The sequence below is a fragment of the Amycolatopsis sp. NBC_01307 genome, from assembly GCF_035975215.1.
Classification (GTDB): domain Bacteria; phylum Actinomycetota; class Actinomycetes; order Mycobacteriales; family Pseudonocardiaceae; genus Amycolatopsis.
This window is the reverse complement of sequence record NZ_CP108403.1, coordinates 4,449,376-4,475,337: the sequence shown is the minus strand read 5'-3', so window position 1 is coordinate 4,475,337 and position 25,962 is coordinate 4,449,376. Positions and strand designations below refer to the sequence as shown.

General features: G+C 72.7%; 24 protein-coding genes. 8 read left to right on the top strand and 16 right to left on the bottom strand.

The genetic code is table 11. The annotated features are described in order from the left end of the window. Nucleotides 1–64 precede the first annotated feature (64 nt). From OG439_RS18965 to OG439_RS18955, 3 genes are read right to left on the bottom strand one after another with little or no spacing between them, the layout of a single operon-like run. The gene (locus OG439_RS18965) at nt 65–1,243 is read right to left on the bottom strand and encodes a cytochrome P450 (RefSeq protein WP_326951570.1); all 1,179 of its coding nucleotides are present in this window, start codon (nt 1,241–1,243) and stop codon (nt 65–67) included. After that, complete coding sequence (locus OG439_RS18960; protein WP_326950682.1) at nt 1,243–1,950, bottom strand: thioesterase II family protein; 708 nt, start codon at nt 1,948–1,950, stop codon at nt 1,243–1,245. The genes OG439_RS18965 and OG439_RS18960 overlap by 1 nt, the downstream gene beginning before the upstream one ends. Further along, on the bottom strand, nt 1,947–3,689 hold the full coding sequence (locus tag OG439_RS18955; protein WP_326950681.1) for a non-ribosomal peptide synthetase: 1,743 nt from the start codon (nt 3,687–3,689) through the stop codon (nt 1,947–1,949). The genes OG439_RS18960 and OG439_RS18955 overlap by 4 nt, the downstream gene beginning before the upstream one ends. Nucleotides 3,690–4,360: 671 nt before the next feature. Between OG439_RS18955 and OG439_RS18950 the strand changes: the two genes are divergently transcribed. Together OG439_RS18950 and mdlC are read left to right on the top strand one after the other, a co-directional pair. Then, nucleotides 4,361–5,140 carry a class I SAM-dependent methyltransferase gene (locus tag OG439_RS18950; RefSeq protein ID WP_326950680.1) on the top strand — a complete coding sequence of 260 codons (780 nt, stop codon included), beginning with the start codon at nt 4,361–4,363 and terminating at the stop codon, nt 5,138–5,140. Nucleotides 5,141–5,316: 176 nt separating this feature from the next. Further along, nucleotides 5,317–6,903 carry a benzoylformate decarboxylase gene (mdlC, locus tag OG439_RS18945; RefSeq protein ID WP_326950679.1) on the top strand — a complete coding sequence of 529 codons (1,587 nt, stop codon included), beginning with the start codon at nt 5,317–5,319 and terminating at the stop codon, nt 6,901–6,903. A 189-nt stretch (nt 6,904–7,092) separates the two neighbouring features. Here mdlC and OG439_RS18940 read toward each other — a convergent pair whose 3' ends face one another. Then, on the bottom strand, nt 7,093–8,103 hold the full coding sequence (locus tag OG439_RS18940) for an ABC transporter substrate-binding protein (RefSeq protein ID WP_326951569.1): 1,011 nt from the start codon (nt 8,101–8,103) through the stop codon (nt 7,093–7,095). 980 nt (nt 8,104–9,083) lie between these two features. Here OG439_RS18940 and OG439_RS18935 point away from each other — a divergent pair. Next, nucleotides 9,084–10,079 (top strand): YncE family protein, encoded by a 996-nt coding sequence (locus OG439_RS18935; RefSeq protein ID WP_326950678.1) that lies wholly within the window; start codon nt 9,084–9,086, stop codon nt 10,077–10,079. A 105-nt stretch (nt 10,080–10,184) separates the two neighbouring features. Beyond that, the gene (locus tag OG439_RS18930; RefSeq protein WP_326950677.1) at nt 10,185–10,484 is read left to right on the top strand and encodes a hypothetical protein; all 300 of its coding nucleotides are present in this window, start codon (nt 10,185–10,187) and stop codon (nt 10,482–10,484) included. Nucleotides 10,485–10,534: 50 nt separating this feature from the next. Here OG439_RS18930 and OG439_RS18925 read toward each other — a convergent pair whose 3' ends face one another. Both OG439_RS18925 and OG439_RS18920 read right to left on the bottom strand, forming a co-directional pair. Next, nucleotides 10,535–12,232: a caspase, EACC1-associated type gene (locus OG439_RS18925; RefSeq protein WP_326950676.1), complete on the bottom strand. Its 1,698-nt coding sequence runs from the start codon at nt 12,230–12,232 to the stop codon at nt 10,535–10,537. A gap of 4 nt (nt 12,233–12,236) precedes the next feature. Beyond that, the gene (locus OG439_RS18920) at nt 12,237–12,608 is read right to left on the bottom strand and encodes an effector-associated constant component EACC1 (protein WP_326950675.1); all 372 of its coding nucleotides are present in this window, start codon (nt 12,606–12,608) and stop codon (nt 12,237–12,239) included. Between the two features lie 226 nt (nt 12,609–12,834). Between OG439_RS18920 and OG439_RS18915 the strand changes: the two genes are divergently transcribed. After that, nucleotides 12,835–13,650, top strand: coding sequence for an endo alpha-1,4 polygalactosaminidase (locus OG439_RS18915; protein ID WP_326950674.1), 816 nt, complete (start codon nt 12,835–12,837; stop codon nt 13,648–13,650). Between the two features lie 12 nt (nt 13,651–13,662). Here OG439_RS18915 and OG439_RS18910 read toward each other — a convergent pair whose 3' ends face one another. The 9 genes from OG439_RS18910 to OG439_RS18870 form a co-directional block, all read right to left on the bottom strand. Continuing rightward, nucleotides 13,663–14,463, bottom strand: coding sequence for a DUF427 domain-containing protein (locus tag OG439_RS18910; protein WP_326950673.1), 801 nt, complete (start codon nt 14,461–14,463; stop codon nt 13,663–13,665). Continuing rightward, a complete protein-coding gene (locus OG439_RS18905) occupies nt 14,460–15,482 on the bottom strand; it encodes a 2OG-Fe(II) oxygenase family protein (protein WP_326950672.1) in 1,023 nt (340 codons plus the stop codon). Before OG439_RS18905 ends, OG439_RS18910 begins: the two co-directional genes overlap by 4 nt. A 1-nt stretch (nt 15,483) precedes the next feature. Beyond that, the gene (locus OG439_RS18900) at nt 15,484–16,029 is read right to left on the bottom strand and encodes an alpha/beta fold hydrolase (protein WP_326950671.1); all 546 of its coding nucleotides are present in this window, start codon (nt 16,027–16,029) and stop codon (nt 15,484–15,486) included. Continuing rightward, entirely contained in the window at nt 16,026–18,023 is a 1,998-nt protein-coding gene (locus tag OG439_RS18895; RefSeq protein ID WP_326950670.1) for an ABC transporter ATP-binding protein, read from the bottom strand. The genes OG439_RS18900 and OG439_RS18895 overlap by 4 nt, the downstream gene beginning before the upstream one ends. Continuing rightward, the gene (locus OG439_RS18890) at nt 18,020–18,895 is read right to left on the bottom strand and encodes an ABC transporter permease (protein WP_326950669.1); all 876 of its coding nucleotides are present in this window, start codon (nt 18,893–18,895) and stop codon (nt 18,020–18,022) included. Before OG439_RS18890 ends, OG439_RS18895 begins: the two co-directional genes overlap by 4 nt. Then, nucleotides 18,892–19,845 (bottom strand): ABC transporter permease, encoded by a 954-nt coding sequence (locus OG439_RS18885; RefSeq protein WP_326950668.1) that lies wholly within the window; start codon nt 19,843–19,845, stop codon nt 18,892–18,894. The genes OG439_RS18890 and OG439_RS18885 overlap by 4 nt, the downstream gene beginning before the upstream one ends. Continuing rightward, nucleotides 19,842–21,410: an ABC transporter substrate-binding protein gene (locus OG439_RS18880; RefSeq protein ID WP_326950667.1), complete on the bottom strand. Its 1,569-nt coding sequence runs from the start codon at nt 21,408–21,410 to the stop codon at nt 19,842–19,844. Before OG439_RS18880 ends, OG439_RS18885 begins: the two co-directional genes overlap by 4 nt. Before the next feature lie 398 nt (nt 21,411–21,808). Then, nucleotides 21,809–22,204, bottom strand: coding sequence for an HPF/RaiA family ribosome-associated protein (locus tag OG439_RS18875; RefSeq protein WP_326950666.1), 396 nt, complete (start codon nt 22,202–22,204; stop codon nt 21,809–21,811). 79 nt (nt 22,205–22,283) lie between these two features. Beyond that, nucleotides 22,284–23,318: an alpha/beta fold hydrolase gene (locus OG439_RS18870; protein WP_326950665.1), complete on the bottom strand. Its 1,035-nt coding sequence runs from the start codon at nt 23,316–23,318 to the stop codon at nt 22,284–22,286. A 134-nt stretch (nt 23,319–23,452) separates the two neighbouring features. Here OG439_RS18870 and OG439_RS18865 point away from each other — a divergent pair, with 134 nt between their 5' ends. The 3 genes from OG439_RS18865 to OG439_RS18855 are packed head-to-tail and all read left to right on the top strand — an operon-like array spanning nt 23,453 to nt 25,090. Beyond that, nucleotides 23,453–24,100, top strand: coding sequence for a class I SAM-dependent methyltransferase (locus OG439_RS18865; RefSeq protein WP_326950664.1), 648 nt, complete (start codon nt 23,453–23,455; stop codon nt 24,098–24,100). Nucleotides 24,101–24,144: 44 nt separating this feature from the next. Continuing rightward, nucleotides 24,145–24,333: a hypothetical protein gene (locus tag OG439_RS18860; RefSeq protein WP_326950663.1), complete on the top strand. Its 189-nt coding sequence runs from the start codon at nt 24,145–24,147 to the stop codon at nt 24,331–24,333. Nucleotides 24,334–24,364: 31 nt separating this feature from the next. Next, complete coding sequence (locus tag OG439_RS18855; RefSeq protein WP_326950662.1) at nt 24,365–25,090, top strand: NAD(+)/NADH kinase; 726 nt, start codon at nt 24,365–24,367, stop codon at nt 25,088–25,090. 51 nt (nt 25,091–25,141) lie between these two features. Here the strand turns inward: OG439_RS18855 and OG439_RS18850 are convergent, their stop codons facing one another. Continuing rightward, complete coding sequence (locus tag OG439_RS18850) at nt 25,142–25,915, bottom strand: polysaccharide lyase family 7 protein (RefSeq protein WP_326950661.1); 774 nt, start codon at nt 25,913–25,915, stop codon at nt 25,142–25,144. Between the last annotated feature and the right edge of the window lie 47 nt (nt 25,916–25,962).

The following is a 25,962-nucleotide window of genomic DNA, read 5'->3' as shown; positions in this document are numbered from 1 at the left end:
ACCGTCAGGAACCACCTGGATCACGAAGCCCGTCGAGCAGACTCGCAGGACAGCGCCTGGACGATCAGGCCGAGTGCAGCCGCACCGGCAGTTCGCGCACGCCCCAGGTGAAGTTCGACGCCGTGTAGCGCGGCTCGCCCACGATGTCCACGGCGGTCACCCGGTTCAGCAGCTCCTCCAGGAACACGGTCAGTTCCAGGCGGGCCAGGCGCGCCCCCAGGCACTGGTGACGGCCGCCGCCGAAGGCGAGGTGGCGGTTGGGTGTGCGGTCCACCCGGAAGCGGCCGGCGTCGCCGAACTCGGCGTCGTCGCGGTTGGCCGAGACGTTCCACAGGGTCACCCGGTCGCCCGCGGCGATGTCGACGCCGCCGATCGTGGTGGGCGCGGTCGCGGTGCGCAGCACGTGCACGCCGGGGGTGGTCCAGCGCAGGACCTCCTCGACCGCGCTCGGCAGCAGCCCGGGGTCGGCCCGCAGCGCCGCCCACTGGTCCGGGTGCTCGATCAGGGCGAGGACGGCGCCGGCCGCGGAGTAGCGCGTGGTCTCGTTGCCGCCCGCGAGGACGCCGTTGCAGTTCACCACGATCTCGGTGTCGGTCAGCGGCCGCTTCGTGCCGTCCGCCGTGGACCGCCGGTCGGCGGCGATGCGGCTGACGAAGTCGTCGCCCGGGTGCTCCCGGCGGTCGAGCACCAGTTCCGAGAAGTACAGGAAGATCTCGGCGTGCGCGGCGAGCCTGCTCTGCTCGTCCTCGCCCTCGAAGGCGTCGTTCATCGTGCCGCCGAGCCAGTCCCACTCCTCGCGCGGCACGCCCATCAGCGCGCACACCACGCGGGTCGGCAGCCGGCGCGCGGTCTCCACGACGTCCACCTCGCCCGCGGCGAGGGCGTCGTCGAGCAGGCCGCGCACCACGGTGCGCACCAGGTCCTCCGCGTGCGGGATCGCGGCGGGCGAGAAACCCTTGGCCAGCACGGTCTTCAGCTGCGCGTGGTCCGGCTGGTCGGAGACGATCAGCATCTGCCCGGTCACGGCGTCCACCGCGGTCTGGTTGGTGCCCAGCCGCATCCCGTGCCGGGAGCTGAACCCGGCCGCGTCGCGGTAGACCGACAGCACGTCGGCGTACCGGCTGACCACCCAGAACCCGCCGTGGGCGTCGGGGTGGCGGCTCACCGGGTCGTGTTCGCGCAGCCACGCGAAGTGCGGCCAGAATTCGGTGCCGGCGAAGCTCAGGTCGTCGGTCAGGTCCATCAGCACAGCAGGCTCCCCAGCGCGGGCACGGTTTCGTCGGCGAGATCGGTCAGGAAGGTGTGGCTCCCGGCGAAGGCGCGCCGGGTGGTGCCGGCGGTGCTGTAGCCGGCCCAGCCGTCGAGCAGGTGCCCGGGCACGACCTCGTCCAGGTCGCCGGACCAGGCGTGGATCGGGCAGTCCACCCGGAACTTCTCGGCGAGCACGTGGGTGTCGGCGAGCTTGTCGTCCCGGCGCAGCACGTCGAGCAGGAACTCCTGGCTGTCCTCGTCGAGGTCGCGCAGTTCCGGCGGCCCGGAGACGAACAGGTCGCGCAGGATCTGCTCGTCGATGACCAGGTGCTCGGCGGCCGACCGGTTGCCCGGCGGCTCGGTCGCGGCGAGCACGAGCGCGTCCGGCCCCACCGCCCGCGCGAGCTCGTAGGCGAGCAGGCCGCCGAAGCTCTCGCCGACGATGACGAGCGGCGCGCCCGCCCGGAGCTCGGCGAGGTCCGCGGCGACGGCGGCGACGGCGTCGGCGAAGGTCGCCGGATGCTCCTCGGCGAACCGGTTCTCCCGCCCGGGAAGCTGCACGCCGACCACCGAGACGGCCAGCCCGAGCCGGGCCTGCCAGCCGCGGAAGCGGTTGCAGCCGGAGCCGCCGGGCGGCGCGCAGACCAGGGTCGGGCGGCCGGCGGGGGACGGGTGCCACGGCACCACCCAGGCGCTCACGCGGACACCGCCGCGAGCAGGTCCAGCTCCCGGGCCAGCGCCGCCGGGTTGGGGTTGCCCAGCAGCAACGGGATCGACGCCCGCAGCCCGGTCCGCTTGCGCAGCGTGGCCACCATCCGGGCGGCGAGCAGCGAGTGGCCGCCGAGCTCGAAGAAGTCGGCGGCCACGTCGGCCACCGGCTGGTCGAGCACCTCGGCGAAGACGGCGCAGACCTCGTGTTCACGGGCGGTGGCCGGCGCCCGGCCCGCGGGGCGGGCCGCGTCGGCGGCCACCGCGAGCGCGTCCCGGTCGACCTTGCCGCGGTCGGTGTAGGGCAGTGCGGGTACGAAGTCCACTGTGGACGGCAGCAGGTGCTCGGGCAGGAACGTGCGGCAGTGCTCGCGCACGAGCAGGGCGCCGGCGACCGGGTCGTGCCCCTCGCCGAGCACGGCGGCGACGCCGAGGGTGCCGCCGTCGGTCCGCACGAACGCCGTGGCCGCGAGCACGGCCGGCAGCTGCTCGACGACCTGCTCGAGCTCGCCGAGCTCGATCCGGAACCCGCGCACCTTGACCTGGGTGTCGAGCCGGCCGAGGAACTCGAGCTGCCCGTCCGGGCGGGCGAGGACCTCGTCACCGGTGCGGAACAGCCGTTCGCCGTCCACGGTGACGAACCGGCGCGCGGTGAGGTCGGCGTCGCCGCGGTAGCCCCTGGCGAGCGCGGGGCCGCCGAGGCACAGCTCGCCGCGGGTGCCCGCGGGCACCGGCCGCAGGTCGTCGTCGAGCACCCGGGCCAGGTAGCCGGGCAGCGGGCGCCCGATGGTCGTGACGTCGTCGCCGCGGGCGCTGTCGGCGCAGGTCGCGGCGATCGTGGCCTCGGTGGGGCCGTAGACGTTCAGCACCCGGTGCCGGGCCAGCAGCACCTCGAGCAGCCCGCGCGGGCAGCGTTCCCCGGCGACCACCACGACCTCGGCCCCGGCGAGCGCGTCGGCGCAGGAGGCCAGCAGCGACGGGGTGAGGCTGGCCGTGCGCGGCGCGATCGCGGCGATCCGGCCGGCGAGGTCGACGTGCTCGCCGTCGTCGGCGAGGTCGAGGATCGCCGTGCCGATCCCATTCAGCAGGTGCAGCAGCACGCACCAGAGCCAGCCGTCGAACGCGGGCGAAAGCGGGTTGATCCCGAGGCCGCCCGGTCCGATGTGGAGGGTGCTCATGGCGCCCAGCGCGGTTTCCAGTCCCGCGTAGGTGACTTCGACGCCCTTCGGCCGCCCCGCGCTGCCCGAAGTGTGGATGAGGTAGGCGATCTCGCCCCCGGCCGCGGTGAACGCCCCGCCCCGGGCGCTCTCCGGGTCGAGCACGAGCAGGTCGGCCGGCGCGCCCGGCGGCCGCCGGCCGAGGATCAGCGACACGCCGGCGTCGGCGAGCACCTCGGCGGTCCGGGCGGCCGGGTGCCGCTCGTCCAGCGGCACCGCCGTCGCGCCGAGGCGCCACACGGCGAGCAGGCTCGCCACGGCCAGCCGGGACCGTCCGGTGGTCAGCGCGACGGTGGTGCCCGGTCCCGCGCCGGCGGCCGCCAGCGCCCCGGCGATCGCCGTCGTCCGCTCGGCCAGGCCGGCGAAGTCGAGCACGCCGTCCGGCGCGGAGCACGCCGTGGCGGTGGGCCGCTCGGCCGCCCACCGCTCGACCGCGGCCTCCAGCAACCCGATGCTCCTGCTTCGGGCGGCGTTCACCGGCAACGCGAGATCCGTCATCGTGCTGGAATCCATTCTTTCGGACGCGACAATGAAACCGACAAAGGGTGACCCGGCGCGTTCGTCGACGGGGGGTGATCGTCAGGACCGGGGAAGGGCGACTGATCGCTGGAGAAGTTACGGTGAGATCGCGTCCGAAGCAATACCACTCGAAGGTGTTCGACCCTCTTCGCCTAGTCGGACTGTACGCAGCGCAACTGCTCCGAATGCGCCGCCGACCATGGTATGCGACCGTTCGTGGCAGGGTGGATAACCCGATTAGCGTAGGACCGGTCGGATTCACCAATGATTTGACAGTATTGCGAAAAGTGACTATCCACATCGCGCGCCGCGTGGGTTTGTGACTGCCTGTGACAGTGATCGGCGGCGGCTGGTCCCAAGTTCCGGAACCGGCTCCCGCGCCTTGGATCGCCGCGGCGCTTTCCCGGTCGCCGGTCCGACGTGGATAGTGCGGTAGCCACCCGGGAAGTGACGCCCGTCACGTCCGTCGGCGGTGATTACGCCAGTCGGTCCAATTCGGAGCGTCGGCGGCGGACCGCGACGACGGCTTTTGCGATCGACGGCGCGTTCGGCAGGCCGGCTTTGTTCGAGGGCGGCGAAAAAAGGGGAGTCCGGGCCTGTCGGACGCGACGCGGCGAGCCGTACGATGCGGCGTCGCCCGATCTGATCGAATGAGGAAACACCGGATGTCACAGACCATCGGCTGGAACAACTTCGTCGACACCCAGGCGGAGGCCGAGCGCCACCGGCTCGGCCTGCTGGAGAAGAGCTTCGACCCGTTCAGCTTCCGGCAGCTCGAAAGCCTCGGGGTGCGGCGGGGGTGGCGGTGCCTGGAGGTCGGCGCCGGAGCGGGTTCGGTGGCCGACAGGATGGCCGACCTGGCCGGCCCGGAGAACGTGGTCGCGACGGACCTCAGCCTCGCGTTCCTCGACCCGCTCGCCGACCGTGGGGTGACCGTGCTGCACCACGACGTCACCACGGACGACGCGCCCGGGGAGTTCGACGTCATCCACACCCGGTTCGTGCTGGAGCACCTGCCTGCGCGCGACGCCGTGATCAAGCGGTTGTCGTCGTGGCTCAAGCCCGGCGGGTGGCTGCTCATCGAGATCGGTGTCACGCTGCCCGAGCTGTCCTCGCACCCGGCGACCCGCCAGACCATGGCGGCGCTCGCGCGGGTCATGGCGGACCGGGTCGGCACCGCGCCGGAGTGGGGCCGCACCCTGCCGGTCGCGCTGGAGGCGGCCGGCCTGCTCGAGTGCGCCGCGGAGGGCGTGGTCCTGCCGGCGCGGGGCGGGCAGCCGCTGGCGGGCTGGCTCAAGGGCACGACGAAGATCGTCGAGGAGCACGCGCTCGCCACCGGCCTGGTCACCCGGGAGGTGCTCGACGAGGCGTACGCAGTGTACGAGGATCCGTCCTTTGTGGACTACAGCTGGATGACCGTCGGCGCGCGCGGCCGCCGGGGCTGAGCGAGCCCACCCCTCGGTGGCGGGGGAGTGGTCTCGACCACGACCCCGCCCCGACCGGCGTGCACGAAGAGCACGTCTCCGATTGCCGTCAGTGACAACGCAAACACGCGGCCCAGCGCGGCACCGGGCGGCCCTTTGGGGGTTTCCTTCGCGAAGCTAAGCGTTAGTCTGTGGGCATGATCAAGCGCACGGTCCTCGACGCCACCCGTGAACTCCTCCGCGAACTCGGCCTCACCACGGTGTTCGGGAACCCCGGCACCACCGAGGTCCCGTTCCTGACCGACTGGCCGGACGACTTCGACTACATCCTCGGGCTACAGGAGTCCGCCGTCGTGGCGATGGCCGAGGCCTACTCCCAAGCGGCGCGCAAAGCCGTGCTCGTCAACCTGCACTCCGCCGGCGGCGTCGGGCACGGCCTCGGCAGCCTTTACACCGCCTACAAGAACCGGACGCCGCTGATCATCGTCGCGGGGCAGCAGAGCCGCTCGCTGCTGCCGCACGATCCGTTCCTCGGCGCGACGGACGCCCCCGAATTCCCCAAGCCGTACGTGAAGTGGTCCATCGAACCCGCGACCGCCGAGGACGTCCCGGCCGCGCTCGCGCGGGCCTACCACGTCGCGACGCAGGCGCCGTCCGGTCCGGTCTTCGTGTCCGTCCCGGCCGACGACTGGACCGCCACCACCGAACGCCCGATGATCAGCCGGTCGCGGATCCGCGGCTTCGCACCGGATCCCGAGGCCGTCGCCGAACTCGCCGCCGCGCTGGAGGCTGCCGAGCGGCCCGCCATCGTCGTCGGCGGGGCCGTCGACCAGGACGGTGCCGTCGAGGAGACCGTCGCCCTCGCCGAGCGCGTCCGGGCGGGCGTGTGGGTCGCGCCGATGTCGTCCCGGTGCTCGTTCCCCGAGAACCACCCGCTGTTCCAAGGGTTCCTGGACCCCGAGCGCGGCGCGATCTCGGACAAGCTGGCCGCGCACGACCTCGTCGTCGTGCTCGGCGCACCCGCGTTCACCTACCACGTCGACCGCGGTCGCGGGGAGGCTCCGCTGCCGCCGCTGTTCATCGTCAGCGACGACGAGCAGATCCTGGCGCGGGCCTTCGAAGGCACCGGCATCCGGGCCACGCCGAAGCTCGGCATCCGCGCGCTCGTCGACGCCGTCGGCGAGACGAGCCGGCCCGCGCCCGCGCCGCTGGCGCGGCCCGCGAAGCCGAGCAGCGAGAAGCTGACCGGCGAGTTCGTCTACTCGTCGCTCACGGACCTGTTGCCGGACAACGCGATCGTCGTCGAGGAGGCACCCAGCCACCGCGGGGTGATGCACGACCACCTGCCCATCACCGCGACCGACACGGGCTTCCTGACGGTCGCCAGCGGCACGCTCGGCTACGGCGTCCCGGGTGTGGTCGGCGCGGCGCTCGCCCGGCCGGACCGCAAGGTGATCGGCGTGGTCGGTGACGGCTCCAGCATGTACGGCATCCAGGCGCTCTGGACGGCCGCGCGTCAGGAGCTGCCGGTGACGATCCTGATCCTGGACAACACCGAGTACGCGGCGGTCCGCATCTTCGGCGACTCGATCGGTGGCGGGAAGCTGCCGGGTACCGTGCTGGGCGGCATCGACTTCGCCGCACTGGCGTCGAGCATGGGCTGCCAGGGCGTGACGATCTCGGAGCCGTCCGGCCTGGTTCCCGGCCTGACGGCGGCGTTCGCCGACTCGCGCCCGACGCTGGTGCACATCCGCGTCACCTCGGCGGAGAAGTCGCCGTACTGACGCACCGGCGTCGCCGCTGAGTCCCTCGGTTCCGCCAGAACGCCCGTCTTCCGCAGCACGTACCGGCTGCGGAAGGCGGGCGTTCCTGTGTGGAGCGTGGCTCCTGCCACGCAAAGCGGCCTGGCCGGCTTCCTCCCGGAGCAGGGGGAAGCCGGCCAGGCCGGTGAGTCCGCGGAAGCGGTTGCTACCTCAGCTGGTCACCTGCGGGGCGATCATCGAGGCGGCGTCCACGGCGGTCGTGATCGCGCCCATCTGGAGCATCAGGTCGGGCACGCGCTGGAGGCGCCGGGCGTCCAGCTTGGCGACGAAGGCGGGCAGGTTGAGCAGCTTCGCCGTGCCTTCGTCGATCTTGGCGTACTTGACCAGGATCGGCTCGACCTTGGACCGGTCGTTGGTCGTGTCACTGGTGGCCTTCGCCATCGCGCGCTGGAAGGCGGCCAGGGTCTTCGGGTTCGCCTGCACCCACTTCCTGGTCGAGGCGTAGCCCGACAGCGGGAAGTCCTGGGTGGCACCGGTGTTGACGTCGACCACCGGGATCGCGCCCGCGGACTTGGCGGCCTGCGAGAGGAACGGCTCGGGCAGCAAGGCCGCGTCGACCTGACCCTGCTGCAGGGCCGCCGCGACGTTCGGGAACGGCATCTGGACCCAGTTCACCTTGGTGATGTCGACGCCGTGGTCCTTCATCTGGGACTTGGCCAGCAGGTCGCTCGCCGTGTTCTTGGCGGTCATCGCGATCTTCTTGCCCTCGAGGTCGTTGATCGACTTCACCGGCGAGTTCGGGACCGTGACGATCGAGACGGACTTCGGGCTGATCGACGTCGCGTCCGAGACGAACTGCAGGTCGGCCGCACCCGTGCTCTTCGCGACGAAGAACGGGAAGTAGCTCGAGATCGCGATGTCGGTTTCGCCGGAAATCGCCTTCGTCATGGCCGCCTGGCCACTCGCGGCCACAACGGCTTCGACCTCGAGGCCCTCGGCCTTGAAGTAGCCGTTGTCCTGGGCGAGCCACAGCGGAGCGGTGTCGACGGTGGGCAAGATCGCGACCTTGATCTTGGTCTTCTCCAGACCGCCGCCACCGGTCGACGAGGCGTTCGAGCTGTCCGAGCCGAGCGAGCTGCACCCGGAGAGGGCGGTGGCGGCGACGGCGATGAGGGCGAGCCCGAGCGCGGCGCGGCGAGTGCGAACCCGGCCACCGCTCATGGCGTTTCCAAGCAAGGCTTGCTCCTTGAAGAAATATGACGGTTCGGGGACCGAATCCGATGGGAGTGCGTGACTCATTCTCGGGGAGTCACGCGGGCCACTGTAGAGGCGGTGACAGCTTGCTCACAACGGGTGGGGTCAATACTCGGGAGGATGACACACGTCACTTTTTTGGCCTTCGGTCTAGACTCACTGGTCCGTTCGTAGGAGCTGTTCACCCAGTGTAGGACGAAGATCGTGAATCTGAAACGTCAGGAACTTCCGGCGGCCGAGCGCGCCGGAGTGGGCCTGGACCAGGGCGGGGGTGGCCCGGACGGTCCCGTCCGGTGTGGACGGCGTGCGCAACTGTGCGGCGGATCCCACGTGGACGACTCGGTCGAAACAGGACGTTCCGGAACGGACAGTCACCGGACCGGGCGCGCGTTGTCCGATCGCGACAGATCGCTCGGAGGCGGGGTTCGTGCCCGGCCTGGACGTGCTGCGGACACCGATCGCTCCCGCCGGTACCGGGCCGGGGAGTCCATCGTGGTCACTTGTCGGCTCTCGCCCGGCCGGGTGAGCCACGGCCGGTGAATCACGGCCGCCCTCGCGCGGCTCGTCCGCACCGCCGGTGAGTCACGGTCGTCGGGCTACCGCCGGCGAGCCGCGACCGTTGGGCTACCGCCGGTGAGCCACGGCCGCCCTCGCCCGGCTCGCCCGCACCGCCGGTGAGTCACGGTCGTCGGGCTACCGCCGGCGAGCCGCGACCGTTGGGCTACCGCCGGTGAGCCACGGCCGCCCTCGCCGGGCTCGCCCGCACCGCCGGTGAGCCACCGCCGACGGGCTACCGCCGCCGAGCCATGGTCATCGAGCTACCGCGGTGAGTCACGGCTGCCGAGTCGGATCGGCGACCTTACGGCCTCCTTACCGAACGCGTCGCCGGCCCACCTGACCAGCGCGGGGTGCCTAACGTGGGCGGCCTTCGTCGAAAGGGGTTACCGGTGCGTTTCGCTCCGTGGTGCCTGGCCGCCGTCCTCCTCGCCGGCTGCTCGAGTCCGGTCGCGGACAAGCCCGCCGAGCTGCCGCCGGCCGCCGAGCCCGCCGCCGCTCCCGGGGTGGCCCGGCCCCCGGCCGGCCAGGTGCTGCCGATCGGCGCGTCCCCCGAAGGTGTCGTGGCCGACGCGCTGACCCACCTGGTCGCGGTCGGCGTCCGCGAGCCGAACGCGCTCGCCCTCGTCGACGCGCGGACCGGGCAGGTGGTGAAGCGGGTGCCGCTGCCCGGCTGGCTGCGGCACCTGCAGCTGGCCGGGCCCGGTGGGCCGGTGCTGGTGCCCGACGAGACGTCGAACTCGCTGCTGACCATCGCCCTGCCCGGTGGTGAGGTGACCACGACGGTGGTGACCGGGGTGGTCCCGCACGACGCCACCCGGGCCGCCAACGGCTCGTACTTCGTGGCCAATGAGCTGGGCAAGAGCGTCGTCGTGGTCCGCGACGGGCACGTCGTGCACACCTTTGCCGACGTCACCCAGCCCGCCGGGCTCGCCGCGGTCGGCGACCTCGTCGGGCTGGTCGACGTCCGGCAGAACGACCTCACCGTCTACGACGCGGGGGCGTTGCGGCAGGTCGGGCGCGTGCCCGCCGGGGCGGGGCCCACGCACGTCCTCGCCGACAAGCGCGGCCACCTCGCCGTCGCCGACACCCGCGGCAACGCCGTCCTGCTCTACCGGCTCACGCCGCGGCTCGAACAGATCGGGAAGCTGGCGCTGCCGGGAACGCCGTACGGGATCGCCTACGACGCCGTGCGCGACCGGATGTGGGTGACACTGACCGCGCGCAACGAGGTGGTCGGCATCGACCTCTCCTCCGGCACGCCGAAGGAGGTCGTGCGGCTGCCGACGGTCCGGCAGCCGAACACGGTCGGCGTGGATTCGTCGACCGGGAGGCTGTTCGTCACCGGCACGGCCGACGGCGTTCTCGAGCTGATCGACCCGCGCTGACCGTTGTGCACAGTGGACGGTCGGCCGGGCCGTAACGTTCAGGTAAGGATCATCGGCGACGTGACGTGGGACACTCGACGTATCACCGAATCAGGAGGGTACGTCATGACCCACCAGCATTCCTGGCGCACGATGGTCGCCAAGCCGGCCGGAATCCGCCCGCTGCACTGGCTGGTGATCGCCGGCTACGCGCTGGTGGTCGCCGGCGGCGCCAAGGGCGTTTCGCTGCTCACCGCGGGCATGATGACGGGTTTCCCGTTGGTGGGCGCGTGGTTGATGCTCGCGTTGGGACTGGCTTACGCGGGAGTGCGGCTCCGCCCGGCCGTCGGCGGCGCACTGCTCGTCGGGTTCGGCGTCGGCGCCCTGCTGGTCGTGCTCTTCGCGGGGATGCAGATGCTCGGCTGACGACACGGGCGTCCCCTGTGAGTCCGATGTGGACTGTCGCGTCCGGTGTGTCACTCCGTGAGCTGCGGACCGGAGTCGATTTCGGGGATCAGGCGGCCGAGGGAGTCCTTCCAGGCTCGGGCGTAGCGGCCGTCGCGGTAGCTGTGCGCGAGGATGTCGTGGATCGCCTGCCTGAGCGTCGGATCGCCGATGGCGACGGCGATCCCGTAGGCCGTGTCGCCGAAGCTGGTGTTGAGCAGACGGGTGCGCCCGGCCAGCGCCTTGTCGTAGGCGACCAGCAGTGACCGGTCGCCGGTCACGGCCTCGACCTGGTGGCGCAGCAGCAGCCTGAGGCACTCGTCGACCGAGGTCCGGGTGACGATCTGCCCGGCGTCGCCGAGGTAGGGTTTCACCCCCTCCGGCCCGGTGCTGCCGGCGACCCCGCACAGGGTTTTGCCGCTCGTGCGGAGGTCTTCGGGATCGTTGATCGCCGTGTCCCCGGCGAGGACGAGCAGGGTTTGCGCGCTGATCTCGTAGGGGCCCGCGAAGGCGATGTGGCGTTTCCGCTCGGTGGAGATCGCCATGCTCCCGGCCACGAAGTCGACCTGGTGTTGTTGCAGGGCCGAGACCCTGGCCGCGACCGGGAGTTCGGTCCAGGAGATCCGGCCGGGTGGGTAACCGAGGTCGGCGGCGATGATTTCGCCGACGGCGACGTCGAAGCCGCGCAGGCTCCCGTCGGCGCAGCGCTCGGTGTGACCCGGCCGGCCGGACACGATCCCGATGACGATCCGATCGTGGGTCTTCCGGTTCGCGCGCGCCTGGGTGATGGCGGGTGTGGTTTCGGCGTCGACGGCGGTCGGTGACGGTGGTGGTGTGGGGTTGGCGCAGGCCAGCACGGCGTTGACCGGCAGATCCGGCGTCGGCGGCGGCAGCGTGTCGGCGCCGGTGAGCAGCACCGCCGCGGCCGCCACCGCGGCGGGCCAGCGTCGCCGCGGCACGGCCGGGGCGCCGGCCGGTGGCCGCGCCGCGGTGGTCGCAGTGTTGCGGACGAGGACGATGCGGTGGCCGGCGTTGCGGCTGCGCAGCTGGGGGATCGGCCGGTTGCGGGCGTCGAGTTCCGCGCGCAGGTGGTGGTAGATCGTCTCGACGTCCAGCAGGGCGGGGCCGTCCGGCACGCCGGTGCCCAAGGTGCGGAGCAGGGCGCCGGTGAAGGCGGTGAACGGCTCGCCGCGCGGCGCGAGGGCGGTCCTGGTTTCGGCCGTGGCCGTGAGCACGCAGGTGCCGCTGATGGCGACCCGGTCGCCCAGGGCCGCGGGGCCGGCGAGCGAGCCGCCGAGGGCGATGCCGCTGTAGCAGCAGTCGAGGAGGACGACCTTGCGGCGGGAGCGGATGGTGGGGTGCTGCATGGCGTGGCGCAGCCAGCGGTAGGGGAGCGCGGTCCAGGGCCGGTCGGGGTCGGTGCCGGTCAGGGCGAGGTGGAGCTCGTCGGAGTCGGGGTCGACGAAGCCGTGGCCGGCGAGGTGGAGGACGAACAGGTCGGTGGCTTCGGCGGCGGCCGCGCGGACGGCGTCGAGCACGGTCGTGGCGGAGGGCGGATCGGTCAGCACGCGGCAGTGCGCGGCCGGCAGCCCCCACAGCCGCGGGTCGGTCAGGGCGGTGGCGAGCTGGGCCGCGCCGCGGGTGACGGACGGCAGGTGCGGCAGGGCGCTGTAGCGCCCGGTGCCGACGATCACGGCCCGGGAGCGCCCGGTGTCGGCGAGGGAGTCCATGGCCTCAGGCGGGTTCGTCGTCCTCGGGAATCCCGAGCGCGCGGGCGATGGCGGCGATCTCCGCGGCCGAGGCGCCGGTGACGTCGATGACGACTCCGTCTCGTTCCAGCGTCACGGTGGGCGGCACCGCTCGCCGCCGGTCCCGCCAGCCGGCGACCGCGACGACGAGGCTGGACAGCGCCAATCCGTTGGCGACGACCGTGTTGATCACCTCGAAGGTGCCCTGCTGTTCGTCGTCGGCGGGGCCGCCGAAGCCGGTCAGCAGCGCGTGGGCGTCCGGGTCGTCGCCCAGCCAGCGCCAGAGGGAGCCGGGTTCCCGGTCCGGGCGGACGGTGATGACGGCGGCGTGGTTCTCGATCGCGGGGTTCAGGGTCACGCACAGCAAGTCGCCGGAGGAGGGCTGTCCGCTACAAAGCCGTCCTCGGGGGTGGGCCGAGGCCGCCGATCGCGGCACCGGCCGGGCCGTCGATAGCGGGTGGACCGGGTGTGCTATGCGGTCAATCGATCATTTTCTTCATTCGTCCGTGAATGATTGACGAACCTGTGAGAAAGCGCTTTCATGATTTGGTTGGACCATCCCCCGCATCCCCAATGGAGTCGATGTGACGCGCAACCCTTCCGCGGTGAAATCCTGGTTCCTGGCCGCCCTCGCCGTGCCGGCCCTGACGTCGGCCTGCCTGCTGGCGACGGCGGGTGCGTCGGCGGCGGCGGTGACGCTGCCGCCGACGCCGTCGGCGTGGGACTACCAGATCGGCGGGGCCTACACGCCGCCGTCCGGGGTCAAGATCGTGAGCCGGGACCATTCCGACCCGGCGGCGAGCGGGCTGTACAACATCTGTTACATCAACGCTTTCCAGGTCAACGAGGGTGACGACGGCGAGTGGGCGAGTGACCTGCTGCTGCGGGACGCGAACGGCAACAAGGTCGTCGACCCGGACTGGCACGAGGCGTTGCTCGACCTCCGCACGGCCGACAAGCGCTCCCGGGTGGCCGCGCAGATCAACGGGATCGTCGACTCCTGCGCGGGCAAGGGTTTCCAGGCGATCGAGCCGGACAACTACGACAGCTACGAACGGTCGAAGAACCTGATCTCGACGGCGAACGCGCAGGACTACATCAAGCTGCTGTCGAGCCACGCGCACGCGAAGGGGCTGGCGATCGCGCAGAAGAACACGGTGGACCTGGCCGCGAACCGGGTCGCCAACGGGCTGGACTTCGCGGTCGCCGAAGAGTGCGGGCAGTACACGGAGTGCGACGTCTACGCGAACGCGTTCGGGAACCGCGTGGTCGACGTCGAGTACACGAGTTCGGGCCTGAGCAAGGCGTGCGCGTCGTGGAAGGGCAAGATCAGCATCGTCCGCCGGGACGAGGACGTCGTCCCGGCGGGTGAGTCCGGGTACGTCCGGAAGACCTGCTGAGCGCCCCCGGGCTCACCCGGCTACGAGGCGGCTGGTGAACGGCGTCACCGGCCGTTCGAGCAGCTCGCCGTCCACCTCGATGTCGACGATCTCGTTGTAGAACGCGACGTGGTCCTTGATCGGCCCGGCGGCCGGGATCGGGGCCGGGTAGGCCCACGCCGCGTTCGGCGCGTCCGGAGTGGACCAATAGCGGGCGGTTCCCTTGTACGGGCACGACGTCTGCAGCGGAACCGGGGTCAGGCGGTCGAAGTGGACGTCCTCGGGCGGGATGTAGTAGCGGATCGGCAGGCGGGTCTCGAACAGCAGGACCGGCCGCCGGGTCTCGGCGACGACCACGCCGCCGATCGAGACGCGCACCCACCGCGAACCGGGCAGGGCGTCGACGCGCTTGTACGGGTCGCGGGGGTGGACGAAGATCTCCTCTTCCTCTTCGTACCAGTGCTCGACGCCCGGCGAGGTGCGGCCGAACCAGTCGAGCGCGAGGTGCCCGGCCAGCTCGGGCACCTCCCCGGAAACGTCGTAGTCCCAGGCGAGCGCGGGGAACCGCCGCCCGTCGAGGGTCAGGTCGTACCAGGTGCGCACGCCCGGCCGGTCGCGCCCGGCCGCACCCGGGGTGAGCAGGTCGGTCCGGACGTCGCCGGCCGGGAACGCGTACAGCGGTACCGGCCGGCCCGGCTCCCAGACCAGCACCGGGTGCGTGCTGTCGACGACCGTCGTCTCGCCGATCACCCCGCGCACCCGGCGCTCGCCCGGTTCGTAGGTCAGTTCGCCCGCCGGAACCGGGTGGCGCCGGGATGCCGCGAGGTCGCTCATTCGGTCACGGCCGCCACGTAGGGCCGGCCTTCGCGCCAGGCGGCGACCTGCTCGGGCCGCCCGAACACCGAGAGGTACTCCTCGACGCCGGACTTGACCGAGTCCCAGAGCAGGAACGGGTCGTACTCCGGCTCCTCGTCGCCGACGACGAACGGCGCCAGCGGCTCGACGACCGTGTCCACCCGCGGGTGCCAGAACACGCCGCTGGACAGCCGGGTCACCGTGCCGCCGGCGACGACGCGGTGGCGGCCCGCGCGCAGCACGCCGTTGGTCCACCGCGACAGCAGCGACCCGGTGAACACCTGCAGCGCGCCGGGCACGATCGGGACGGGCAGCCAGGTCCCGTCGACCTGCTGGCCCTGCAGGCCTTCGTAGTCGCCGCGCTGGTGCAGCACGGTCAGCGCGGACCCGTCCGCGTGCTCCAGCAGCAACAGCTTCTCGCCGTCCTCTGTGGACGAATCGTCGTGGGTCCAGGTCGGGTAGTTGTTGACGGTGAAGGTCGTGTGGTGCGGGGTCGCGGCCACCGGGAAGACGTCCGGGTTGACCTCGAGCGCGCGGGCGTAGAGCCGGAGCACGCGGCCGGCGAGGCCGGTGGCGGCGTCGTGGTAGGCGAGGGTGACGTCGCGGAAGCCGGGGTCCTGCTCGGGCCACACGTTCGGGTGGGCGAACTCGCCGGTGTACTCGGCGGGCAGCCCGGCCGCCTCGGCGTCGGCGGGGCTGTCGTACCGGCCGATGCTGAACCGCTCGAGCTCGAGGCGGCCGAAGTCGTCCGGCCACTGCCGCCAGCCGCGGTACGGGTGCCCGGTCGGGCTGGCCAGCCCGATCTTCTCGGCGCGGGGCAGCGCGAGCAGCGCGGCGACCCGGTTGTGGAAGTCGTCCACGAGGTCCTGCGGGACGCCGTGGTTCACGACCTGGATGATGCCCAGCTCGGTCCCGGCGGTGCGCAGCCGGGCCAGTTCGGCGGTGTCGCCCGCTTCGGCCGCGGCGACGTCGATCAGGGTGATTTCCGGTGCGCTCATCTCAGTTTCCCTTCCGGACGGTGGTGAGGGCGGCGGCGAACGCGCCGGGATCCCCGGGGGCGGCGAGTTCGGTGATCGTGGTGCCGGGCAGCTGCTCGCGCAGCGCGGTGACGTCGTCGCCGGGCTCGGTGCCGGCGAGCACGACGGTGCCCAGCTCCGCGCGCCGGAGCGCCACCGCGAGCGCGATGACGCCGCCGGCGCCGATGCCGGCGATCACCCGGGCGCGGGGCGCGAACGACGCCACGGCCTCGACGATGTCCCTGGCGGCCCGCTTGGGGGTGCCCGCGCTGCCGCCGGAGCGGCCGGTGCCCGGCGGGTCGATGACCACCACCGGCTCGCCGAGCGCCAGGGCGACGCGGTCGAGGGACCGGGCGTCGGCGCCCGGGGCGGGCAGGAGCACCAGCGCCGCCGGCCCGGCGCCCCAGAGCACCCCGCTGACGTTGATCCCGGCCGTCACGGTGACCCAGCGCCGGTGCACCACCTGCGCGGGCGCCTCGGCGGTCACCTCGGCGAACTCGTTTTCGGGCTGGATCCGGGTGTCGGTCATCGAGGCTCCTTCTCGGCGGCGAGCGGACGGGACGGGGGCAGGCGGTCGGCGGGCAGGTGGCAGCGGACGTCGTGGCCGTCCCCGAGGTCGCGGGCCGGCGGTGGCTCGTCGTCGCAGAGCGGCCCCAGGTGGTGCGGGCAGCCCGCGGCGAACACGCACCCGGCGCCGGTGTCCGCGCGCCGCGGCGCTTCGGTGACCTCGGCGCGGTGGGCGGCGGTGACGAGCAGGTCCGTGTAGGGGTGGTGCGGCCCGGCGAGGACGTCGGCGGTGCGGCCGGTCTCCACCAGGCGGCCGCGGTAGAGCACGCCGACGCGGTCGGCCAGGTAGCCGGCCACGGCGAGGTCGTGCGAGATGAACAGGACCGACGTGTCGGTGGTTTCCCGTTGCCGCGCCAGCAGTTCCAGCACCCCGGCCTGCACGCTGACGTCGAGCGCGGACACCGGCTCGTCGCAGATCACCAGGTCCGGCCGGCCGGCGAAGGCGCGGGCGATGGCGACCCGCTGCTGCTGCCCGCCCGACAGCGCGGTCGTCCGGGCGGTGAGCAGGTCCGGGCCGAGCTGGACGCGCTCGGCGAGCTCCCGCGCGGTGCCGGTGCCCCCGAGCGTCCGGATCGCGCGGCGCAGGACGGTGCCGACGCGCTGGGCCGGGTTCAGGGTGGCTTCCGGCTGCTGGAAGACCATCTGGACCCGCCGCCGGAGCCCGGAGCGGCGCCGGCCGAGCGACGCGGGCAGGTCCGCGCCGGACAACGTCATCGTGCCGGCGCCCCCGCCCGGGCCCAGCCCGGCGATCGTCCGAGCCAGCGTGGTCTTCCCGCTGCCGGACTCGCCGACCAGGCCGAAGACCTCGGCCGGGCGGATCTCGAACGTCACGTCGCGGACCACGGGCCGGCCGCCGTAGCCGGCGGTGAGGCCGTCCACGCCGAGCCGGCTGCCGTCCGGCGCGCCCGAGGACGTCACTTTCGCCGGGAAAGATGCGTCCAGGGGCGGCACGTTCCCGGGGAAAGCCGCGTCCGGGCGGACCGGGAGCGGGGCGAGCCGCTCGGCGTGGTGGCAGCGCACCGTCCGGCCCGGCGCGAACTCCGTGACGCCGGGTTCGGTGGTGCGGCACAGGTCGTCGGCGAACGCGCAGCGCGTGGCGAAGCGGCAGCCCGAGAAGCCGTCGGCGGCCGTGCCCGGCGCGCCGGGGATCGCGGCGAGCCGCCGGACCGAGCGGGGGACACCCACCTCGGGCGCGCACGCCAGCAACGCGGCGGTGTACGGGTGCGCGGGCCCGCGCAGGACGGCGTCGGCCGGGCCGAACTCGCTGCCGCGGCCGGCGTAGAGCACGGCGATGTCGTCGCACAGCCGGCCGACCAGGTCGAGGTCGTGGCTGATCAGGACGACCGTCGCGGACAGCTCGCGGCGCAGCCGGTCGAGCAGGGTGAGGATCTCCCATTCGACGGACGCGTCCAGCCCCGTCGTCGGCTCGTCCAGCACCAGCAGCTTCGGCTGCTTCGCGAGGGCGGCGGCGATGACCACCCGCTGCTGTTGCCCGCCGGACAGCTCGTGCGGGTAGCGCCGCGCCACCGACGCGGGCAGCCGCACGCGCTCCAGCAGCCCGGCCGCCCGCTCCCGCCGGCCGGGGCGGGGAACGTCCTGCAGCGCCAGCGCTTCGGCCAGCTGGGCACCCACCCGCATGGTCGGGTCCAGCGCGCCGCCGGCCTCCTGGTGCACGAACGCCAGGTCCCGGCGGCGCCAGGTCCGCAGGTCGCGGCGGGACAGCCCGAGCACGTCGACCCCGCCCGCCGTGATCCGCCCCGACACGATCCGGCCGCCGGCCGGGAGGTGCCCGCCGAGCGCGCGGGCGATGGTGGTCTTGCCGGACCCGGACTCCCCGACGACGCCCAGCATCCGTCCTTTCGCGATGGTCAGGGACACGTCGTCCACCGCGCGCACCTCGCCCGCCGCCGTCCGGTAGGCGACCCCGAGGTTCTCGACGACCAGGCCGGCGCTCATGCCGCCTCGAACCGGGCGCGCAGGTCGTCGGCGACGAGCGCCACGCCGACGACGAGGGAGGCGATGGCCAGCGCCGGGGCCAGCACGGTCCACGGCGCGGTCGGCAGCCACGCGCGGTTGTCGGAGACCGAGGTGCCCCAGTCCGGCGAACCGGGTTCCTGGCCCAGGCCGAGGAACGCGAGGGTGGCCACGGCGAACACCGCGTCGCCGAGCCGGGACGTCGCCTCGACCAGCACGGTCCGGGCGACGTTGGGCAGGATCTCGCGCAGCATCAGCGACCAGCCCGGCTCACCGCGCAGCCGGGCCACGTCGACGTAGGGCTTGGCCCGCTCCACCAGCGTGGCCGCGCGCACGCTCCGGGCGACGATCGGGACGAACGAGATGCCGATGACGAGCACCAGCACCGCGGCGGAATGCCCGAGCAGGGCGACGAACAGGACGCTCGCGATGATCGACGGGAACACCAGCACGGCGTCCAGCACGCGCATGATGACGCCGTCCACCCAGCGGCCGTAGGTGCCGGCGAGCAGGCCGATCGCGGTACCGGCGACGACGGCGAGCAGCGTCGCGACCGGGGCGATCCGCAGCACCGGCCGGGCGCCGGCCAGCACCCGGGAGAAGGTGTCGCGGCCGAACTGGTCGGTGCCGAGCAGGTTCGCCCCGCCCGGGGCGGCCAGCCGGTGCGCCGGGTGCTGCAGCTGCGGGTCCTGCGGCGCCAGCTGCGGCCAGAACACGGCGACGACCACCCAGCCGAGAACCAGGAGGAGCCCGAGCGCGAGCACGACCGGGACCCGCTTGCGACGCCGGCCCGGCGGGAGCGCGACGGCGGTGACGAGCGCGACCGGGGCCGTCGCCTGCCGGAGGGCGCTCACGCGGTCACCCCGCGGCGGATCCGGGGGTCGAGCAGCCGGTAGGCGAGGTCGACCGCGGTCATGACGAGCACGTAGCACAGGCCCAGCACCACCGCGGTGGCCTGCAGGGTGGGCAGGTCCTTGTCCAGCGCCGACGTCAGCAGCAGCGCGCCCGCCCCCGGGTAGTTGAACAGCAGTTCCACCGCGACGAGGCCACCGAGCAGGAACTGGGCCTGCACGCCGAGCGCGCTGACCGCGGGCACGGTCGCGTTGCGCAGCACGTGCCGCCGGACGACCTGCCACCGCGTCGATCCGCGCAGCTCAGCGGCCCGCACGTAGGTGCTGTCCACCACGGACACGGTGCCGGCGCGGACGTGCCGGGCGACGTAGCCGGTGCACAGCAGCACCAGCGACAGCGCGGGCAGCACCAGGTGCTCCAGCCGCAGCACCAGGCTCGCGCCGGGCGGCGTCTGCGCGGACGCGGGGAACCAGTGGACGTTCACCGCGAACACGACGAGCAGCACCACGCCGGTGACGAACTCCGGGATCGCGCCGAACACCAGGCCCAGCCCGCTCAGCACCCGGTCCAGCGGTCGGTCGTGGTGCAGGCCGCTGAGCACCCCGGCGGCCAGCGCGACCGGCACGAGCAGCACGAACGCGAACCCCGCCAGCAGCAGGGAGCTGCCGAGCCGGTCGAACACCAGCTCGCGCACCGGGACGTGCAGCGTGAGCGACGTGCCCCAGTCGCCGCGGACGAAGTTGCCCGCCCACCGCAGGAACCGGTCGGTCAACGGCTGGTCGAGCCCGAGCGACCCGCGCAGCCGGGCCACCGAAGCCTCGCTCGCCTCGCGGCCCAGCACCGTCCGCGCCACGTCGCCGGGCAGGATCTCGGTGGCGAGGAACACCAGCAGGGACACCACGAACAGCGTCACCGGGATGGCGACGGCGCGGCGCAGCAGCAGCCCCGTCACGCTCGGGACACCGCGCTGAAGTCCACAAAGGACGACGGGTGCGCCTTGATCCCGGTGAAGCGGGTCTTGTTGTAGGCCCGGACGGCGCCGTTCCACAGGGCGAGCACCACCGGGACGTCCTCGTGCAGGACGTCGGCGATGATCTTCGCCTGCCGCTTGCGCTCGTCGTCGGACGTGGCGCCGTCGTAGGCGACGAGCGCCGCGTCGAGCCGCGGATTGCGGTACTTGGCCCCGTTCCACACGCCGTCGGAGGTGACCATGGGCCGCACGAACTGGCTCGGCGCCGGGCGCCCGGCCCAGCCGACGAGGTTGGCCGGCGTGAACAGCCAGGGCGTGTCCTTGGCCTGGTCGCCGCCGTAGAACGCCTTCGACGTCTGCTGGTCGAGGGTGACTTCGATGCCGGCCTGGCGGAGCTGGTCCTGCACCGCCAGCGCGAAGTTCTTGCTCGGCGGGTCGAACGACAGCGGGAAGCTGAGCTTCCCGACGCCGGCCGCGGCGAGCAGCTCCTTGACCTTCGCGGGGTCCTTCGCCCGCTGCGGGATGTCCTTCGGGCCGGCCGCGAACAGCGGGGCGTACAGGTGGTCGTTGCCCAGCTGGGCGATGCCCGCGTCGACCACCTCGTTGAGCGCGGGCCGGTCGAGGGCGTACGCGATCGCCTGGCGGACTTCCTTGCGGTCGAACGGCGCTTGGTCCACCCGCAGGGTCAGCGCGGTCATCGCGGTGCCGGGGACCTTGTCGAGCACGACGTCGCCGGTCTCCTGGATGATCGACGGGTCGGTGATGACCAGCGCGTCGATCTCGCCGCTGCCCAGCGCGAGCTGCTCGGCCTGGGCGTCGGCGTAGAACTTGATCTCGACGCCGTCGAGGTACGGTTTCCCGGGCTGCCAGTACTTCGGGTTCCGGGTGAAGGTGGCGCCGGTGGACGGGTCGTAGCCGCCGAGCAGGAACGGGCCGGTGCCGATCGCGTGGTCGGTGAACGCGCCCGCGTAGTCCGCCTTGAGGATCACGGCGTTGTAGTTGCCCGCCGAGACCAGGAACGGGAAGTCGGAAAACGCCCGGTCCAGCGTGAACACGACCGTCGAAGCGTCCCTTGTGGACACTCCGCCCGCGCTGAGCACGGACTTGAACGCGGCCAGTGCGGCGGAGTCCTGGGCCGGGTCGAGCAGCCGGTCGAACGACGCCTTCACCGCGGTGGCGTCCAGCGGCGTGCCGTCGGAGAAGGTGACGCCCGCGCGCAGGGTGAAGACCCACCGCTTGTTGCCGTCTTCCGCGGCCCACTTCTCGGCCAGCCGCGGCGTCAGGCTGAAGTCGTTCTCCAGCCAGATCAGGTAGTCCGCGACGAGCTGCACGATCGCGATCGCCGAGCCGTCGTACATCGTCACGGGATCGACGGCGGTCGGCGGCGCCGGAGTGCCGACCCGCAGCGTGCCGCCGGATTTCGGCGGCCCACCGGCGGGCCCGGCGGTGTTCTCGGCGTCCACGCCGCACGCGGCGAGCAGGGCGGCGAGGCCGATCCCGCCGGTGCCACGCAGCAGCATCCGGCGTGAGAAAGCGCTTTCGATCATGGTGGACGTCCTTGTCGAAGGCGACGAGGACGTCACCGATCATTCGGGAAAAGGGTGTGACAGCAACAAATGCGTCTGGGCCGGGCGGCCGGCGGGTGCGACGGATCGATACTCGCACGGCGCTGTCGCCGCTGCCAAGAGAGGGAAGCGGCCGTTCAGCATCTGGGAGAGGCGCCGGATTTGCCGAAGAAACGGCAACGAGATTGGGCCCTCCGGGCGTACCGGTACCGGCGACCGGGCCATGGGGGAAGCCGGGCCGGCTCGACGCGGGCGCTCAGCTCAAGGGGGCGCCGACGCGGTGGAGATCACGGCGCGGCACAAGGGGTGACACCATGATCGCCGCCGGCGCGTGGCCGACGGCGATCCGGACTCGTTTCACTTATCGCTTGAGAAGGTGTTCAGTCCCGCGGCGCGTCTTCGATCGTGCCGACCTGCTCGAGGTCGTCCGGTGCGGGCATGTGCCGGATGCTCTCGCCGCCCTTGTGGTCGTGCGCCTTGGTGTACCGGGAGTCCAGCACCTTGCCCAGCTTGTGCGCCGCCCCGGCGTACGCGTCGTCCACGGTGGTGGCGTGGTGGGTGACCGCGACCGGCTGCTTGCCGCCGGGGCGGGCCTCGATCACGCACTTCTTGTCTTCCGGCTTGCCGCCGCCGTCCTCGCTGAGGTGCACCTCCACCCGGGTCAACCAGCCGTCGAACCGGGAGAGGCTGGTCTCCAGGTCGGTGGTCACGAAGGTGGCCAGTCCTTCGCCACCGTGGACGTTGTGGTCGGTGTTGACCTGGATCTGCACGAGCACCCTCCAAAGCGGGACATCGATGATCTCGTGGCAGTACCACGAGGACGGCCTGCTCAAACCCGGTGACGTCCGGTGCAGGTCAGAGCAGTCCGGCGGTGGCGGCGTGCGCGGCGGCCGCCGCCCGGGACGTTACGCCCAGCTTGCCGCGGATGTTCGACACGTGGCGGTGCGCCGTGTGGGCGCTGATGCCGAGCCGGCGGGCGATCTCCTGGTCGCTCAACCCCTGCGCGACCAGGCGCAGCACGTCGAGTTCGCGGTCGGAGAGCTCGTGACGCGGCGAGCCGGCCCGGCGGGCGCGCCGGCCGGCGCCGAGGAACTCCCGCACGGGGCGGACCAGCGCTTCCACGTCCCCGCGCCAGGGCAGGTGGTCGGTGCCGTCGAGCGGGACGAACGTGGCGCCCGGGATGCGGGCGGCGACGTCCTGGCCCAGCGCGAACGGGATCGCGCGGTCGTCGCGACGGTGCAGGACGAGGGTCGGCACCGTGATCGTGGCCAGCCGGTCCCGGACGTCGAACGCGTACACCGCCGCGAGCGAGCGCTCCGCCTTCTCCGCCGTCAGGCCGGCGCGCTGGAAACGGACGAACTCGTCGCGTTCCGCCGGGGTCGCGGTCGGCAGGAACAGGTCGGCGAAGACCCGGGAGCCCACGCCCCAATGCCGGCCGACGAGCGCCACCAGGGAGTCCCGCGCGTCCGCCGTGGCGATCTCGGTGCCGCGGGCGTAGCTGCCGTAGAGGACGAGCCGCTCCACGCGGTCCGGGTGGGCCGCCGCGTACGCCATCGCGGCGCAGCCTCCGGACGAACCGCCGAACAGGGTCACCTTCTCCCCGGCCGCGTCGACGACGGCGCTCAGCGCGGCCACTTCGTCGGCGAGCGAGGTGATCAGCGGCCCGGCGGGGTCGGACATGCCGACGCCGGGCCGGTCGTAGCGCACGAGCGTGAAGTGGTCGCCGAGCAGCCCGCTGAACCGCCGGAACAGCGCGTTCCGCCAGTCCAGCTCGAGGTGCCCGCACCACCAGCTGCCGACGACGAGGGGCGGGCCCGCGCCGGTGGTGGCCCAGGCGACCGGGCGATCGCCCGCGTCGGTGAACCGCACGGCTTGGTCTTGCTCCGGCATTTCCCCAGCTTAGGCCGGGCCACGCGCCGGCGTGGCCCGTTCCGGCCAGCACCCGGAATGGCACGAGCGGGTGATGCGGTGGGCGGGCGGCGGCTGGTGTGCTGCGTCGCATCAAGTGGTGCGGAGGAGGAACGATGGCCGGAGGGGACGACGTGGGGGCACGGGACGGGTTCGGGGAGCGGTTCGGGGCGGCGCTGTACGACCCGTTCCTGCGCCGGGGGGAGCGGCTGGGCCTGGCCGGCCGGCGCGCGGAGCTGCTGCGACGGGCGCACGGACGGGTGGTCGAGATCGGGGCGGGGACCGGGCTCAACGTCCGGCACTACCCGCCGGCGGCGGAGGTCGTGCTGAGCGAGCCCGTCGCGGCGATGTACCGGCGGCTCGAGAAGCGCGTGCGGGGCCACGCCGGGATGCGGCCGGTGCGGGCCGATGCCGACGCGCTGCCGATGGCGGACGCCAGTGTCGACACGGTCGTGTCGACACTGGTCCTGTGCACGGTGCCCGACGTCGATCGGGTGCTGGCCGAGCTCGTGCGGGTGCTGCGGCCGGGTGGGCGGCTGCTGTTCCTGGAGCACGTGCGTGCGGAGGACCCGAAGCTGGCCCGGCGGCAGACGCGCCTGGCGGGGCCGTGGGCGGCGTTCGCGCAGGGCTGCCGGTGCGACCGCGACACCGTCGCGCTCGTCAAGCAGCGGTTCGACATCGAGGACCTGAGCACGGCGAGCTGGCGCGGGATGCCTTCGGTGGTGCACCCGCTGATCATCGGGACGGCGACGCCTGCCCGCTGACGTCGCTCGAGCGTTCCCGGCACCGAGCGGCCAGAATGATCCTCATGGCAGATTTCGGGATCACCCGCGTCGGCGTGGTGGCGCACCCGCGGAAGCCGGTGCGCGACTCGGTCGACGTGCTGGTCGCGTTCGCCGAGCGGCACGGGGTCGAACTGGTGGTGCGGGAAACCGACGCCGCGCAGGTCGGGGCCGGGGTGGCGGTGGTGTCCGACGAGGGGTTCGCGGCCCGATAACACCGCGCCCAGCCTCGGCGGGGACGGCACGATGCTGGGCGCCATGCGGCTGGCCGTCGAGCGGCCGGTGCCGGTGCTCGGGGTGAACTACGGCAACGTCGGCTTTCTGGTCGAGATCGCGCCGGCCGAGCTGGCCGGCGCGATCGAGCGGGTGCACGCCGGGGACTTCGAAATCGAGCCGCACAGCTGCATCGCGCTGGAAGAGGGCGACGCGGCCGCGGTCGCGTTCAACGACGTCGTCGTCGGCGGGGCCGAGCCCGGCGCGACGGTGGAGGTCGACCTGCTGGTCGACGGGGCGCAGTTCGGGTACTACCGCTGTGACGCCCTGATCCTGAGCACCCCGACCGGCTCCACCGCCTACAACTACGCCGCCGGCGGGCCGGTGATCTCCCCGGCGGCGGAAGTGCTCGCGGTGACCCCGGTCGCGTCGATGTCGGGCGTCAGCCGCTCGATCGTGCTGCCGGCCCGCGACGTCGTCACGCTGCGTGGCACGACCCGCAGTGCGCCGCCGATGCTGCGCGTCGACGGGAACGCCTGGCGGCCGCTCGAGCCCGCCACTCCGCTGACGGCGACCCTGCGCCCGGACGCGGCCCAGGTCGTGCGCCTGGACCCCGGCCGCCACGCCCGGCGCAGCCGGGTCAAGCTCAGCCTCCTCGACCTGCCGCTGCGTCCCGAGCAGATGGCCGAGCTCCTGCCCACGGACATGCGCGAGGACCTGGCCCGCCTGCGCGAACGCCGTCAGCTGCCGGAGCGCTGAACCGACCTCGCCGCCCGGCCGCGAGTGTCCACTTCGGACCGTGGTGCGCCTTCAGTTCGTGTGGGTGACGGTCAAGGCGTGGATGACCACTTCGCCGTAGTTGGCGTCCGAACACGGCGCGGACTTGTCGCAGTTGGCTTGGGTGTACGCGCCGGCCTTGAAGTAGGCGCCGCTGAACTTCTGGGAGATCGTGGTCTGCAGCGTGCCGTTGTAGTACGCCTTGACCTTCCCGTCCGAGACGACGTACTTGGCCTCGAACTCCGTGCCGAGCTGGTAGGTGCTGGTGACGAGCTTGTAGTGGGTGTCGTCGCCCTTGGTGACGTAGAGGTTGCCGCCTTCGAGGCGGAACACCGTCAGGTCGTCGTCGGAGCCGTGGATCTGGCCGGCGACCACCTGGTTCTTGTCCTCGGGCAGGTGCGTGATCGCTTCCTTGACCACCATCGTGTGGGTGCCCGAGGTCGAGGACCAGCTCGCGTTCTTCGACCCGTCGGTCTCGCGCAGTTCCGAACGCGGGTAGCCCGAGCCGCTCGTGGTGACGCCGTTCACCGCGGCCCGGAACCGCACGCCGGTGCAGTCGGCCGTCGTGGTGAACCAGGGGTCGGCGCGGTAGGTCGCCAGTTCGGGCTGCTTCACGTTCTTCGGGTTCTCGGCCTCGCCGATCGGCAGGCCCTCGTACCAGTTGTGCAGGTCCAGGACGTCGGCCGGGTAGGTGCAGGACGCCGCGGCCGGGCCGCCCGGCGCCGCGATCGCGGCGCCGCCGCCGCCGGCGAGCACCGCCACGGCACTCAGGACCGTCGCCACCGTCAACCCGCGCTTGACCGTCATCGGTTCCCCCTGTGTATGCGGCTGTGGACGCATCGTAAGTTTCCGTC

What these genes read in the sequence shown, in the direction of transcription:
- OG439_RS18850 (WP_326950661.1), bottom strand. Translation starts at nt 25,915, where the DNA reads ATGACGGTCAAGCGCGGGTTGACGGTGGCGACGGTCCTGAGTGCCGTG.
- OG439_RS18955 (WP_326950681.1), bottom strand. Translation starts at nt 3,689, where the DNA reads ATGGATTCCAGCACGATGACGGATCTCGCGTTGCCGGTGAACGCCGCC.
- OG439_RS18905 (WP_326950672.1), bottom strand. Translation starts at nt 15,482, where the DNA reads ATGAGCGCACCGGAAATCACCCTGATCGACGTCGCCGCGGCCGAAGCG.
- mdlC (WP_326950679.1), top strand. Translation starts at nt 5,317, where the DNA reads ATGATCAAGCGCACGGTCCTCGACGCCACCCGTGAACTCCTCCGCGAA.
- OG439_RS18855 (WP_326950662.1), top strand. Translation starts at nt 24,365, where the DNA reads ATGCTGGGCGCCATGCGGCTGGCCGTCGAGCGGCCGGTGCCGGTGCTC.
- OG439_RS18900 (WP_326950671.1), bottom strand. Translation starts at nt 16,029, where the DNA reads ATGACCGACACCCGGATCCAGCCCGAAAACGAGTTCGCCGAGGTGACC.
- OG439_RS18880 (WP_326950667.1), bottom strand. Translation starts at nt 21,410, where the DNA reads ATGATCGAAAGCGCTTTCTCACGCCGGATGCTGCTGCGTGGCACCGGC.
- OG439_RS18860 (WP_326950663.1), top strand. Translation starts at nt 24,145, where the DNA reads ATGGCAGATTTCGGGATCACCCGCGTCGGCGTGGTGGCGCACCCGCGG.
- OG439_RS18930 (WP_326950677.1), top strand. Translation starts at nt 10,185, where the DNA reads ATGACCCACCAGCATTCCTGGCGCACGATGGTCGCCAAGCCGGCCGGA.
- OG439_RS18950 (WP_326950680.1), top strand. Translation starts at nt 4,361, where the DNA reads ATGTCACAGACCATCGGCTGGAACAACTTCGTCGACACCCAGGCGGAG.
- OG439_RS18895 (WP_326950670.1), bottom strand. Translation starts at nt 18,023, where the DNA reads ATGAGCGCCGGCCTGGTCGTCGAGAACCTCGGGGTCGCCTACCGGACG.
- OG439_RS18940 (WP_326951569.1), bottom strand. Translation starts at nt 8,103, where the DNA reads ATGAGCGGTGGCCGGGTTCGCACTCGCCGCGCCGCGCTCGGGCTCGCC.
- OG439_RS18910 (WP_326950673.1), bottom strand. Translation starts at nt 14,463, where the DNA reads ATGAGCGACCTCGCGGCATCCCGGCGCCACCCGGTTCCGGCGGGCGAA.
- OG439_RS18865 (WP_326950664.1), top strand. Translation starts at nt 23,453, where the DNA reads ATGGCCGGAGGGGACGACGTGGGGGCACGGGACGGGTTCGGGGAGCGG.
- OG439_RS18870 (WP_326950665.1), bottom strand. Translation starts at nt 23,318, where the DNA reads ATGCCGGAGCAAGACCAAGCCGTGCGGTTCACCGACGCGGGCGATCGC.
- OG439_RS18965 (WP_326951570.1), bottom strand. Translation starts at nt 1,243, where the DNA reads ATGGACCTGACCGACGACCTGAGCTTCGCCGGCACCGAATTCTGGCCG.
- OG439_RS18925 (WP_326950676.1), bottom strand. Translation starts at nt 12,232, where the DNA reads ATGGACTCCCTCGCCGACACCGGGCGCTCCCGGGCCGTGATCGTCGGC.